The organism is Streptomyces sp. SID12488 (assembly GCF_010548275.1).
Classification (GTDB): Bacteria; Actinomycetota; Actinomycetes; order Streptomycetales; family Streptomycetaceae; genus Streptomyces.
The window spans coordinates 22,183-34,850 of record NZ_JAAGLT010000052.1 but is presented as its reverse complement, the minus strand read 5'-3'; the positions used below and the strand labels follow the sequence as shown (position 1 = coordinate 34,850).

At 71.6% G+C, this 12,668-nt stretch carries 9 protein-coding genes and 3 pseudogenes; 8 read left to right on the top strand and 4 right to left on the bottom strand.

Features of this window, described 5'->3' with window-relative positions:
- The 4 genes and pseudogenes from G3I56_RS41205 to G3I56_RS41190 form a co-directional block, all read left to right on the top strand.
- A pseudogene (locus tag G3I56_RS41205) lies at positions 1-236 on the top strand (sugar ABC transporter ATP-binding protein); the annotation flags it as partial.
- A pseudogene (locus G3I56_RS41200) lies at positions 233-571 on the top strand (2-keto-myo-inositol dehydratase); the annotation flags it as partial. The pseudogenes G3I56_RS41205 and G3I56_RS41200, both read left to right, overlap by 4 nt.
- A 382-nt stretch (positions 572-953) precedes the next feature.
- Positions 954-1,129, top strand: a pseudogene (locus G3I56_RS41195) (2-keto-myo-inositol dehydratase); the annotation flags it as partial.
- Positions 1,130-1,244: 115 nt separating this feature from the next.
- The gene (locus G3I56_RS41190; RefSeq protein ID WP_343240214.1) at positions 1,245-2,264 is read left to right on the top strand and encodes a Gfo/Idh/MocA family oxidoreductase; all 1,020 of its coding nucleotides are present in this window, start codon (positions 1,245-1,247) and stop codon (positions 2,262-2,264) included.
- 36 nt (positions 2,265-2,300) lie between these two features.
- Here the strand turns inward: G3I56_RS41190 and G3I56_RS41185 are convergent, their stop codons facing one another.
- The 3 genes from G3I56_RS41185 to G3I56_RS41175 all read right to left on the bottom strand — a co-directional run bounded on the left by G3I56_RS41185 (position 2,301) and on the right by G3I56_RS41175 (position 5,357).
- Complete coding sequence (locus G3I56_RS41185) at positions 2,301-3,305, bottom strand: Gfo/Idh/MocA family oxidoreductase (protein ID WP_164418428.1); 1,005 nt, start codon at positions 3,303-3,305, stop codon at positions 2,301-2,303.
- Positions 3,306-3,388: 83 nt separating this feature from the next.
- Positions 3,389-4,165, bottom strand: a complete 777-nt coding sequence (locus G3I56_RS41180) for an SDR family oxidoreductase (protein ID WP_164418426.1) — start codon at positions 4,163-4,165, stop codon at positions 3,389-3,391.
- Between the two features lie 13 nt (positions 4,166-4,178).
- Positions 4,179-5,357, bottom strand: coding sequence for a phytanoyl-CoA dioxygenase family protein (locus tag G3I56_RS41175; RefSeq protein ID WP_164418430.1), 1,179 nt, complete (start codon positions 5,355-5,357; stop codon positions 4,179-4,181).
- 181 nt (positions 5,358-5,538) lie between these two features.
- On the opposite strand from G3I56_RS41175, the gene G3I56_RS41170 reads away from it, so the two are divergent.
- On the top strand, positions 5,539-6,561 hold the full coding sequence (locus G3I56_RS41170) for a LacI family DNA-binding transcriptional regulator (RefSeq protein ID WP_164418425.1): 1,023 nt from the start codon (positions 5,539-5,541) through the stop codon (positions 6,559-6,561).
- Positions 6,562-6,912: 351 nt separating this feature from the next.
- Here G3I56_RS41170 and G3I56_RS41165 read toward each other — a convergent pair whose 3' ends face one another.
- Entirely contained in the window at positions 6,913-8,661 is a 1,749-nt protein-coding gene (locus G3I56_RS41165) for a helix-turn-helix domain-containing protein (protein WP_164418423.1), read from the bottom strand.
- Between the two features lie 225 nt (positions 8,662-8,886).
- Between G3I56_RS41165 and G3I56_RS41160 the strand changes: the two genes are divergently transcribed.
- The 3 genes from G3I56_RS41160 to G3I56_RS41150 are packed head-to-tail and all read left to right on the top strand — an operon-like array spanning position 8,887 to position 12,644.
- Complete coding sequence (locus G3I56_RS41160; protein ID WP_164418421.1) at positions 8,887-10,626, top strand: FAD-dependent monooxygenase; 1,740 nt, start codon at positions 8,887-8,889, stop codon at positions 10,624-10,626.
- Positions 10,627-10,656: 30 nt separating this feature from the next.
- Positions 10,657-11,565: an intradiol ring-cleavage dioxygenase gene (locus tag G3I56_RS41155; RefSeq protein ID WP_164418419.1), complete on the top strand. Its 909-nt coding sequence runs from the start codon at positions 10,657-10,659 to the stop codon at positions 11,563-11,565.
- The gene (locus G3I56_RS41150) at positions 11,562-12,644 is read left to right on the top strand and encodes a maleylacetate reductase (RefSeq protein WP_164418417.1); all 1,083 of its coding nucleotides are present in this window, start codon (positions 11,562-11,564) and stop codon (positions 12,642-12,644) included. The genes G3I56_RS41155 and G3I56_RS41150 overlap by 4 nt, the downstream gene beginning before the upstream one ends.
- Positions 12,645-12,668 lie beyond the last annotated feature (24 nt).

Below are 12,668 nucleotides of genomic sequence, written 5' to 3'. Positions count from 1 at the left end.
ACGCCTACATGGTCGGCGACCACTTCAGCGTCCTGCGCCTGGGCACCATGGAACTCTCCGCCGCCCGCAGCGAGGTCACCCTCGAAGAACTCACCAACCACATGGCCGGCGGCGCCGAACTCGCAGCCCTCAAACACGAGTTGGCCCAAGTCCGCGGCGTCGACGTCGAAGGACTCCCCGAAGCCGAAGACCTTCAGGCACCCGTCGCGACCCCCTCGAAGGGGACGACGGCATGACGACTCCGTTCGACCGCATCAGGGTCGGCTCGGCGCCGGACTCCTGGGGTGTCCGGTTCCCCGACGACCCGGTGCAGGTGCCGTGGGAACGCTTCCTGGACGAGGTCTCCGAGGCCGGCTACCCCTGGATCGAACTGGGGCCGTACGGCTATCTGCCGACCGACCCGGCCCGTCTGACGGACGAGATCGCCAAGCGTGACCTGAAGGTGTCGGCCGGTACCGTCTTCACCGGCCTGCACCGGGGCCCGTCCGAGTGGGAGTCGACCTGGGAGCACGTCAGCCAGGTCGCCGCGCTCACCCAGGCCATGGACGCGAAGCACCTGGTCGTCATCCCCTAGTTCCGGCGGGACGACAGGACCGCCGAGGGCGGATTAACTCGATCGTGTGAGGGGCGGCTTCCGGGCTTGCGGCGGCCTGGGCCGTTCGGGCTAATGTGATCGTGCGATCTGGGACGCCAGGTACGGCGTCAGCATGCGGGGCCCCTGCTCCACCAGAGTGATGGTTCAGGGCCTCCCCGTCGCCTCTGGCCGTACCCATCTGGCCAGGTCGTGAGGGCTGTATCCAACAGCGGCCTCCGGCCGCGGGGGCCTCCCGGGCCCGGACCACGCACACGATGCGTGTCGCCACCCGGGGTCGAGTACGCCGGGGACCAGCTCGCCCAAGACCGTTCGGGGCGCGCGGCTGAACAGGCTCAAGCCCGCTCAGTCCACAGGAACGGTCATGTGTGAACCTCTCTCTGGGTTACCGGAGTTGGGGCTCGTGTTGGCTGCGGCAAGGGGCTCGGGGTGGATCTGTTCGCGATTGTCGAGCAGGACAGGTATCCCTGCGAGCCGGAAAGGCCGTTGCCGATCGCTGTGCGGACTCGGCAGTTCCTTCGCTCCTGCGGAGCGTAGACACAGGTAGTTCATGGGTGGTTCGTCGGGCGCGGGTTGAGTGTGGCTTGTCGCGCAGTTCCCCGCGCCCCTGAGTCGGAGCCCTCGCCCCAAGTCGAAAAGGGGCACCGGTCTCGTGAAGAGCCACGACACACTCGGCGTCGCCGTGATCGGCACCGGCAAAATGGGTGCCGATCACGTGCGTCGTATTCAGGAAGTCACCAGCGGTGCCCGGGTGGTCGCCGTCGCGGACGTCGACGCCGGGCGGGCCGAGCAGGTCGCGGCCGGGATCGATGGCTGCAGGAAGTACACCGACCCGGTCGCCGCCATGGCCTCGCCCGGCGTCGACGCTGTACTCATCGCCTCGCCCGGGGCCGCTCACGAGGCGGCCCTGCTCGCGGCGTTCGAGCGGGAGCTGCCGGTCCTGTGCGAGAAGCCGCTCACGCCCGACGCGGCTTCCGCGCTGCGAGTGCTGGCGGCCGAGCAGAGGCTGGGGCGCCGCCTCGTCCAGGTCGGGTTCATGCGGCGGTACGACGTCGAGTACCTGAAGCTCAAGTCGCTGCTCGACACGGGCCGGTTGGGCCGACCGCTGATGCTGCACAACCGGCATCGCAACGTGGCCTCCCCGCCCTGGTGGACCAGCGCGATGCACATCAACGACTCCGTGGTGCACGAGATGGACGTGACCCGGTGGCTCCTCGGACAGGAGATCACCGCGATCACTGTCCTGTGTCCGAGGCCGTCGGGTAACGCGCCGGAGGGGCTTCAGGACCCGCAGTTCGTCGTGATGCAGACAGACGGAGGGGCGATCGTCGACGTCGAGATCAACGTCAACTGCGGCTTCGGGTACCAGGTGCAGGCCGAGGTGGTCTGCGAACGCGGGACCGCGCGGATCGGCGACGGTCATGGCATGGTCGTCAACTCGGCCGGGCACTGGGGCGGAAGCATCGCCCAGGACTTCATCGAGCGGTTCGAGGACGCATACGACCGTGAGGTCCAGGCATGGGTCGACGCCACCCGGCGTGGCGAGGTCACCGGGCCCGGTGTCTGGGACGGTTACGCGGTGGCCGCGGTCTGTGAGGCCGGCGTACGCGCGCGGACCGAGGGCCGGCGCGTCGAGGTGGAACTCGTCGAACGGCCCGCGCTGTACAGGTGAGTTGACAGCGCGGGCCGGCCATCCGACTGGGCCTGCTCAGACCGTGCGTACGTCCTCGATGCGCACCGGACGGTGCTCCTGGAGCGACAGCGTGCACGCGTCCGCGATCCAGCCCGCCTCCAGCGCCTCGGCGACCGTGCACGGGGACTTACGGTTGCCCGCGACGACCTCCGTGAACGCCGTCAGCTCGGCGCGGTAGGCGGGGATGAAGCGGTCCATGAAGAAGTCGTGCGGGACACCCGCCGGGAAGGTGACACCCGGCTCCACGGAACGCAGCGGGAGCTTGTCCTCCAGGCCCACGGCGATGCTGTCCTGGAAGCCGTGGATCTCCATGCGGACGTCGTAACCACGGGCGTTGTGGCGGGAGTTGGAGACCACGGCGATCGTGCCGTCGTCCAGGGTGAGGATCGCGCCGGTGGTGTCGGCGTCGCCCGCCGCCTTGATGTAGTCGGCGCCCTTGTTGGCGCCCACCGCGTACACCTCGGTGACCTCACGGCCCGTCACCCAGCGGATGATGTCGAAGTCGTGCACCGAGCAGTCCCGGAAGATGCCACCGGAGGCGGCGATGTACGCGGCCGGCGGCGGCGCCGGGTCCAGCGTGGTCGACCGGACGGTGTGCAGCGGGCCCAGCTCACCGCTCTGCACGGCGGCCCGCGCGGCGACGAAGCCCGCGTCGAAGCGCCGGTTGTAGCCGATCTGGATCTCGACGCCGCTGTCCTTGACCGCGTTGAGCACCGCGACGCCCTCGGCCATCGTGCGGGCCACCGGCTTCTCGCAGAACACCGGGACACCCGCCTCGACGGCGGCGAGGATCAGGGCCGGATGGGCGTCCGTCGCGGCGGCGATCACGATGCCGTCGACGCCGGCGGCCAGGAGGGCCTCGGGGGAGTCCGCCACCTGGGCGCCGAAGCGCTCGGCGGCGGTCTTCGCGGCCTCCGCGAACGGGTCGCTGACGACGAGGGAGTCGACGGCGTCGAGACCGGAGAGGGTCTCGGCGTGGAAGGCGCCGATGCGGCCGAGGCCGAGGATTCCGATGCGCATGGGCTGTGGTGCTCCTTGGGAGTGGTGCGCGTGTCTTGCGAGGAGAGGAGAAGAAGAAGGAAATGACGGAAAGGAAGGAGGCGTCAGTCCAGGCCGCCCAGGACGTTCTGGTCCCAGTCGATCACCGAACCGGTGACCACGCCCGACCGGTCGGAGAGCAGAAGGACCACGAAGTCGGCGATCTCGTCCGGCTGGCCGAGCTTGCCCATGGGCAGGCGTTCGGCGGCCTGGTCGAGCCAGTCGTCGCCCGCTCCGTGGAAGGCCCGCTGGGTGGCGTCCTCGCCCTCGGTCGCCGTCCAGCCGATGTTCAGGCCGTTGATACGGACCCGGTCCCAGCGGTGGGCGTGCGCCGCGTTGCGCGTCAGGCCGATGAGCCCGGCCTTCGCGGCGACGTACGGGGCCAGGAAGGGCTGTCCGCCGTGCGCCGAGGACGTGATGATGTTGACGACCGTGCCGGGCGCCTTGCGCGCCACCATGTCCGCCACCGCTGCCTGCATGGCGAAGAACGGGCCCTTGAGGTTGATCGCGATGTGCGCGTCGAACAGCTCGGGCGTGGTGTCGAGCAGCGTGCCGCGCGAGGTCAGGCCCGCCGAGTTGACCAGGCAGTCGATCCGCCCGTGGGCGGCGATCACTTCGCCCACGGACGCCTTCGCCTGCTCGGCGTCCGAGAGGTCGGCGCGTACGTACATGGCCTTGGCGCCCGCCGCCGCCAGCTCCGCGACCAGTGCCTCGCCCGGCTCCGGGCGCCGCCCGGTCACCGCGACGACGGCGCCCTCGCGGACGGCGGCCCGGGCGATGGCTGCCCCGACGCCCTGGCTGCCGCCGTTGACGAGGACGACCTTGTCCTGGAGAAGTCCCATGATGTTCGGTTCCTCAGCTCTCACGTCGTTCGGCGCCGGCCCGCAGTGACTCGCGGAGCGCCTCGGGGGTCCACTCCTCGCGCAGCGCACGCCGCACCAGGTCCGCCTGCGAGGACGGGGCCAGGCCGTCGACCGGCGGATCCCGGTCGAGGTTGGTGGGGAAGGGGTAGCCCTCGGACGAGGCCGCGACGACCGCCTCCAGCCAGGCGTCACCCGCTCCCGCTGCCTTGCGGGCGAGCAGCACGGGGTAGACCGCGTTCACGATCGCCGCCCGGTCCACGGTCTCCATGGCCCGGCCGAAGGCGGAGGACACCTGGAGGAGGTTCGCCATCCGGCGGATGTCCGCGGAGCGGTTGGTGCCTGCCGCGTGGAAGAGCGCCGGGTTGAAGAACACCGCGTCCCCCTTGGCCAGCGGCAGCTGCACGTGACGGGCGTCGAAGTACGCCCTGAACTCAGGGAGCCGCCAGGCCAGATAACCGGGCTCGTACGACTGCGAGTACGGCAGGTACAGCGTCGGGCCGGACTCGACGGGCATGTCGCAGTGGGCGACCGCGCCCTGCAGTGTCAGCACGGGCGACAGCCGGTGGACGTGTGCCGGGTACGTGGCCGCCGCCTCGTCGGACAGGAAGCCGAGGTGGTAGTCGCGGTGCGGGCTCTGCGCGGCGCCGCCGGGGTTGACGACGTTGATCTGCGAGGTGACCTGGTAGCCGGGGCCGAGCCAGGCGGTCGAGACGAGGGCGATCATGTCGTTGGCGTAGTAGTCGGCGAACGCCTCCGGGGCGCGCAGGGCGGCCTTCTCCAGGGCGTTCCACACCCGGTCGTTGGCCCCCGGCCTGGCGAAGTGGTCGCCCGCGACGGTCCCGGCGGCGCGCTGGTCGGCGATGAGCGCCTCGAAGGCGGCTGTCGCCCGGTCCACGACCGACAACTCGGCGAAGGCCTGTTGGAGGACCACGACACCCGGTCCGTCGGTGAGCGCCCGGACCAGCTCCGCCAGGACCTCCCGGCGCCCGCCGGGCGTGGTGACGGCGGCGCGCAGCCGCTCACTGTCGTAGACGAGGACGTTTCCGCGGACGGCGGTCGCGTACGGGTAGTCGGCGGCGTCGGTCGTCCGCTCGACCGCGGCGCGGAAGGCGTCGAGATCGCAGTCCTGCTCGGTCAGCCACGTGCGGCGTTGTGCGGCGGTGAGGGACATCGTCGTCCTTCTCTCGATCAGCAACATCATGAGCGTCATCAATGTCGTCAACGTCACCGACGTCATCACGACGACTGAATTGCGGCATTGCCATTGCTGTCATTGTTGTCATGACAAACTCGTCAAACAACCAGCAGACAGCCATCAAAAACCCCTCAAGCGGAAGCCGAGGAACCTCCCCGTGGGCCACCCCTATCCGATCCGGGAGATCGCACGGCAGGCGGGCCTCAGCGAGGCCACCGTCGACCGAGTCCTGAACGGCCGGGGCGGTGTGCGCGAGAGCACCCAGCGGGAGGTCCGGCAGGCCATCGCCGACCTGGACCGGCAGCGCACCCAGGTCCGGCTGGTCGGCCGTACGTTCATGATCGACATCGTGATGCAGGCGCCCGAGCGTTTCACCACCGCCGTCCGGGCCGCCCTGGAGGCCGAACTGCCCGTCCTCCACCCGGCCGTCGTGCGCTCCCGCTTCCACTTCCGCGAGACCGGCCCGGTGGCGGAACTGGCGGCGGCCCTGGACCGCATCGCCCGGCGCGGCTCACAGGGCGTCATCCTGAAGGCACCGGACGTGCCCGAGGTCACGGCCGCCGTCGGCCGCCTGGTGGCCGCCGGCATCCCGGTCGTCACCCTGGTGACCGACCTGCCGTCCAGCGCCCGCCTCGCCTACGTCGGCATCGACAACCGTGCCGCGGGCGCCACCGCCGCCTACCTCATGGACCAGTGGCTCGGCGAACGCCCCGGCAACGTGCTCACCAGCCTGAGCAGCGGCTTCTTCCGCAACGAGGAGGAGCGCGAGATGGGCTTCCGGGGCGCCATGCGGGCCCGCCACCCCGAGCGCGCCCTCGTCGAGATCACCGAGGGCCAGGGCCTGGACGCCACCCAGTACGACCTGGTCCGGGACGCCCTGAAACGCGACCCCGACATCCGGGCGGTCTACTCGATCGGCGGCGGCAACATCGCGACGCTACGGGCCTTCGAGGACCTGGGTCGCGAGTGCGCGGTGTTCGTCGCCCACGACCTCGACCACGACAACACCCGCCTCCTGCGCGAGCACCGCCTGTCCTGCGTCCTGCACCACGACCTCCGCCAGGACATGCACGAGGCCTGCCGCACAATCATGCGAGCCCACGGCGCCCTGCCACCCGCGGGCCCGACACTGCCGTCGGCGATCCAGGTGGTGACGCCGTACAACATGCCTCCGCGCTGACCGTTCCAAGGGCGCGGGGCGGTATCCGATCCGCGGCTCCCCCGCGATGGGGGTCCCCAGACCCTTAAGGCACTGGGGGAGAAGCCGAGAGTGGGGGAGCGACCGGCCACAGCGGACCCGCGGCCACCGCACCGCATAAGCCGAGGGAGCCATTGCGCCCCGAGCGACACCCACGCCCCCGGCTCCACGGACCGGCTCCACGGACCGGCTCCACGGACCGGCTCACCGCGTCCAGCGCGGGCAGCGCTACGCGCCGCGTACCGCAGCGCGCGCCCGGCTCGTTCGTCCGGCGGAAGTCCCGGAACACCCCTGTCTCAGGGCCATGACCCGCCCCAGGGCGGTGAAGCCGCCTCAGGCCCGGTACTCGCGCAGCTTCCGGTAGAGGGTCGCGCGGGCGATGCCCAGGGCCGCCGCCGTACGCGCCTTGTTGCCGCCGTTGCGGCGCAGCGCCTCCAGGATCGCGGTGCGCTCGGCGTGCTCCATCGGGCTGAGCGGGCGTGCGGCGGGCCCTTCCCGTACCGGGTCCGGGAGTTCGGCCCGCCCGACCGGGCCGGAAGCGCGCCTGTTCTCCGCCAGCGTCCTTACCAGGTAGGTGAGTTCGGTGAGGTTCCCCGGCCACGGATACCGCTCCAGCGCCCGCAGTGCCTCCAGCGTCCAGGTGAGCGGCGGTGTCCCGTCGGCCGGCCTCGGAGTCAGGGCCGGGAGCAACTCGCGGATGTCCTCCGGGCGTTCACGCAAGGCGGGCACGGTGACCGAACGGGCTGCCAGTGTGTCCAGGAGCCGCTGGAGACAGGGGCCCGGGGGAGTGCCGGGGGTGTACGTGGCCAGGAGATGGACGTCCGGACGCTCGTCGAGGAGGCCGTTCAGCGCGGCGACGTCCGACTGGGCCAGCCGCTCGGCGTGCCGGAGGAGCAGTGGGCGGGCCCCCGACAACTCGGCTTCGCCCAGGCCGAGTTCGGGTGCCTCGGCCGCATCGAGGACCAGCGGCTCGGTGCCGCCCAGCAGTTCGCGGGCCAGCGCGGTCTTGCCGGATCCGCGCTCCCCGGTCAGCAGAAGCGGTTCGCTGTCGTGCGCCAACTCCCCTGCCCGGCCCACCGCGTAGAGCCACGGCACCGAACTCCCGGCCAGCCGCCCCGCCATCGGTCGTGGCACCGCCCGTACCACCGCCCCCTCCGCGACCGGCTCCAGCACGGCGACGATCCCGAGTACCCGGCCGTCGCCCTGCTCCCGCACCGGACGGAACTCGGCGGTGCAGCCCGCCCCTTCGGGCAGTGCGATGTCGTACGACTCGACAGGCGCCGAAGACTGCAACAGCGCCCGCGTACCCCGCTCCAGCGACTCCAGCACCTGCGGCGACACCAGCCGCACCGCCGCCTCGCTGACCAGTCGGCTGCGCCCGTCCAGCGCCACCACCGCGCGCTCCTGCGCGCTGCCGTGCCCACTTCCCGGCATGCTCGCCGCACGCGCGTAGGCGTCGAGGAGGGTCCGCTCGGCCGAGCGGGAGCGGGCCAGCAACTCCGCCTCCACCGCCACCGCTGCCGCCTCCGCGAGGGCGGCGCCCGGATGCGGACCTACGTCGGCGCACAGTCCGGAGGCGACCGTGATCGTGCCGAGGGGCCGGCCGGACTCCGGGGCGAAAACCGGCACGCTGACCGCCGACACGTCCTGCCACATGTCGAGGAAGTGCTCGGGGCCGTGCACCTCGGCGCGCCGCCGGATGCGCAGGGCGAGCGCCGCGCTGTTGTGCCCGACCTCCCGTTCGGCCAGATCGCTGCGCAACTCGCCCCCGGGTGCGCCGCCCGCCGCCCACAGCACCCGCGGCCGTTCGTCGGTGAGCAGCAGCAGCGCCGACCGGTCACCGAGCGCCGGGGCGAGCCGTTCGAGGACGGGCCGGGCCGCGGTCAGCAGGGCCGACGCGAGGGCCCGCCCGTCGACGGAGTCGGCCTGACGCGCGTCGTGCCGTACACCGAGGAAGCGGGCGCGCCGCCAGGCGGCGACGGTCTCGGCGGGGACGTCGGCGGGCAGCGGACGCCCGGCCAGGAACCGCTGACGCGCCTGACTGATCAGAAGGAGGGCGGGAGACACTTCGGCTGTGGTCATGTCACCACTCACCGTATCGGGCCGGGTCCGGCGACCGCCGAAGAGGTGGGGAGGCACCCGAAACAGGCACCCGAAACAGGCACCGGAGCAGATGCCGGACCAGATATCCGGAAGTACCGGGTGTCTCGAATTGAGACACCCATGAACGGCTGTGCCAATCCACGATCATGGATGGCCGCCCGGCTGTTCCCGGGCGCGGCCTGTCCACCGTTTGGAGTGCCTTCCGTGCCTACCGTTGTCGACACCGACGTACTGATCGTGGGCAGCGGCCCGGCCGGGGCGTCGGCCGCGCTCGCGCTGAGCACCTACGGCGTACCCAACATCGTCGTCACCCGGTACGCGAGCCTCGCCGACACGCCCCGCGCGCACATCACCAACCAGCGCACGATGGAGGTCCTGCGCGACCTCGGCGTGGAGGACGACGTGGTCGCCAGGGCCACGCCCCAGCATCTGATGGGCAACACCACGTTCTGCACCAGCCTGGCCGGCGAGGAACTGGGCCGGGTCCGCTCCTGGGGCAACGACCCGCTCGTCCAGGCCGCGCACGAGCTGGCCAGTCCCACCCGGATGTGCGACATGCCGCAGCATCTGATGGAACCGGTCCTCGTCGACGCGGCCGTCGCACGCGGCACGCAACTCCGCTTCCAGACCGAGTATCTGACGCATACTCAGGACGAGTCCGGCGTCACCGCCACCGTCCGGGACCGGCTGCGCGGCGACACGTACGAGATCCGTGCCCGCTATCTGATCGGCGCCGACGGCGGCCGTTCCAAGGTCGCCGAGGACGCCGGACTGCCCATGGGCGGCCAGATGGGCGTCGCGGGCAGTATCAACATCGTCTTCCACGCGGACCTCACCCAGTACACGGCTCACCGCCCGTCCACCCTCTACTGGGTCCTCGCCCCCGGCGCCACCGTCGGCGGCATCGGCGCGGGCCTCGTCCGCAACGTGCGCCCGTGGAACGAGTGGATGATCGTCTGGGGCTACGACGTGACCGCCGGCGCCCCCGACCTCACCACCGAGTACGCCGAGGGAATCGTCCGCAGGCTCGTCGGCGACGACGACATCCCCGTGACCATCAGGTCGTCCTCGGCGTGGACGGTCAACGAGATGTACGCCGAGACGTACGCCAACGGGCGCGTCTTCTGCGCAGGCGACGCCGTCCACCGGCACCCGCCGTCCAACGGGCTCGGCTCGAACACCTCCATCCAGGACGCCCACAACCTGGCCTGGAAGCTGAAACTGGTCCTCGAGGGCGTCGCGGCCCCCTCGCTGCTCGACAGCTACACCGCCGAACGCGCCCCCGTCGGCAGGCAGATCGTCACCCGCGCCAACAAGTCCATCGGCGAGACCGCCCCGATCTTCGAGGCGCTCGACGGGCTCTCCCCGCAGACCCCCGAGGAGCTGTGGGCCAACATCGCCGCCCGCAAGGACGCCACCGAGGCCGCCGCGAAGCAGCGCGCCCGGCTGCGTGAGGCGATCGCCGCCAAGGTGTACGAGTTCAACGCCCACGGAGTCGACCTCAACCAGCGCTACGAGTCCGCCGCGATCGTCCCCGACGGCACCCCCGACCCCGGCTTCGCCCGCGACCCCGAGCTGCACCACCAGCCCTCCACCCGCCCCGGCGCGAAGCTCCCGCACGCCTGGCTCACCTCCGGCACCCGCACCCTGTCCACCCTCGACACTGTGGGCCGGGGCCGCTTCACCCTCCTCACCGGCATCGGCGGCGACGCCTGGACGCGCGCGGCGAAGGCACAGCCCCTCGACATCATCACGGTCGTCGTCGGCCCCGGCCAGGAGTACGAGGACCCGTACGGCGACTGGGCCCTCCTCAGCGAGGTGTCCGACGCGGGCGTGCTCCTCGTACGCCCGGACGGGTTCGTCGCCTTCCGACACGCCGAAGCGGCCGAGAACGCCGAACAGTTGCTGACGGACGCGCTGCGACAGATCCTCGGACATGCCTGACGGGGCGAGACGGGATGAGGAGCACGCGGAATGACCACTGAACCCAGGACAAGTGACGGCGGTGAGGGCGCCGGATTCACGACCGCCGTCACCGAGGCCGTCGTCGACAGCATGAGCGGGACCGCCGACCCGCGCCTGCGCGGGCTGCTCACCGCCCTCACCCGGCACCTCCACGCCTTCGTACGGGAGACCGAACCGACGATGGAGGAGTGGGAGCGGGCCATCGGCTTCCTGACGGCGACCGGGCAGACCTGCACCGACACCCGGCAGGAGTTCATCCTCCTGTCGGACGTCCTCGGCGTCTCGATGCTCGTGGAGACCCTCAACGGGCACTGCGACCCGGCCGCCACCGAGTCCACCGTGCTCGGGCCCTTCCACATGACCGAGTCGCCGGTACGGGAACTCGGCGCCGACATCGACCTGGTGGGCGCCGGTGAGCCGTGCGTGGTCAGCGGGCGGGTGCTCGACCGGGACGGAACTCCACTGCCCGGAGCGGTACTTGACGTCTGGCAGGCCGACACCGAGGGCTACTACGACGTCCAGCAGCCGGACGTCCAGCCGCCGGGCAACGGCCGCGGGCTCTTCACCGCGGACGCGGAGGGCCGCTTCTGGTTCCGCACCTGCGTGCCGAGCCCGTACCCGATCCCGACGGACGGCCCGGTCGGCGACCTGCTTCGCGCCACCGGCCGGCACCCCTACCGCCCCGCGCACATCCACTTCATCGCCACGGCCGGGGGTCACGAGCCCGTCACCACCCACATCTTCGTCGCGGGCAGCGACTACCTCGACTCGGACGCCGTGTTCGCGGTGAAACAGAGCCTGGTCCAGGACTTCACCGAGACCGACGACCCGTCCCTGGCAGCCGAGTTCGGCGTACCGAACCCCTTCCGCCACGCACGCTTCGACCTCGTACTGGAGAAGGCGGGGGAGAAGTCGTGAGCGGCGCACCGGACTTCGTCTACGAGGCCCAGCCGATGCGGGTCGTCCTGCGGGCCGGGGCCGCCGTGACCGCGACGGCGGGGGAGGCCGAACGGCTCGGTCTGCGAAGGCTGTTGGTGGTGTGCGGCGCGCGAGGTAAGGACACCGCGCAGGCGGTCGCAGACTCGCTCGGACCGGCGCTGGCGGGTCTGCACGACGAGGCGCGGATGCACGTACCCGTCGAAGTCGCCGACCGGGCCGTCGAGGTGGCGCTCGCGGTGGGCGTCGACGGGTGTGTGGCGGTCGGCGGTGGCAGCGCGATCGGCCTCGGGAAGGCGATCGCGCTGCGCACCGGGCTGCCGCTGATCGCCGTGCCCTCGACCTACTCCGGCTCCGAGATGACCCCGGTCTGGGGCCTGACCGAGCAGGGCGTGAAGCGCACCGGCCGCGACAGGTCCGTCCTGCCGCGCAGTGTGGTGTACGACCCCGAACTGACCCTCTCCCTGCCGGTCCCGCTCTCGGTGACCAGCGGCATCAACGCGATCGCACACGCCGTCGAGGCCCTGTACGCCCCCGACACCTCCCCGCTCGTCTCCCTGATGGCGCAGGAGGGCGTACGGGCGATGGCCGGGGCGCTTGTGGACGTGGCCGCCGACCCCGCGTCCCCCGACGCGCGCGGCCGGGCCCTGTACGGGGCGTGGCTGTGCGGCTCCTGTCTCGGCGCCACCACCATGGGCCTGCACCACAAGCTCTGCCATGTCCTCGGCGGCACCTTCGGCCTGCCGCACGCAGAGACCCACACGGTAGTCCTGCCGTACGCCCTGGCCTACAACGCGCCCGCCGCACCGGACGCGGCCGACGCCGTCGCCCGTGCGCTCGGCGGCGCGGCCGACGCCCCAACTGCCCTGTGGGAGCTGGCAGGACGCCTCGGCGCTCCGCGTTCCCTCGCCGAACTGGGCCTCACCGAGGCCGATGTGACGGTGGCGGCGGCCCAGGTCACCGGGCAGCGGCCGTACGCCAACCCGCGCGAGGTCACGCCCGAGGGCGTGCTCGGTGTGCTGCGGGCGGCGTACCGGGGCGCGGCGCCCGGCACGGACTGAGCTACCGGCACCTCACCTGATCAG

Bases quoted from the DNA above. Each gene is read 5' to 3' on its own strand.
- G3I56_RS41185 (WP_164418428.1), bottom strand. From the start codon at position 3,305: ATGCGCATCGGAATCCTCGGCCTCGGCCGCATCGGCGCCTTCCACGCC.
- G3I56_RS41155 (WP_164418419.1), top strand. From the start codon at position 10,657: ATGACCACTGAACCCAGGACAAGTGACGGCGGTGAGGGCGCCGGATTC.
- G3I56_RS41175 (WP_164418430.1), bottom strand. From the start codon at position 5,357: ATGTCCCTCACCGCCGCACAACGCCGCACGTGGCTGACCGAGCAGGAC.
- G3I56_RS41165 (WP_164418423.1), bottom strand. From the start codon at position 8,661: ATGACCACAGCCGAAGTGTCTCCCGCCCTCCTTCTGATCAGTCAGGCG.
- G3I56_RS41180 (WP_164418426.1), bottom strand. From the start codon at position 4,165: ATGGGACTTCTCCAGGACAAGGTCGTCCTCGTCAACGGCGGCAGCCAG.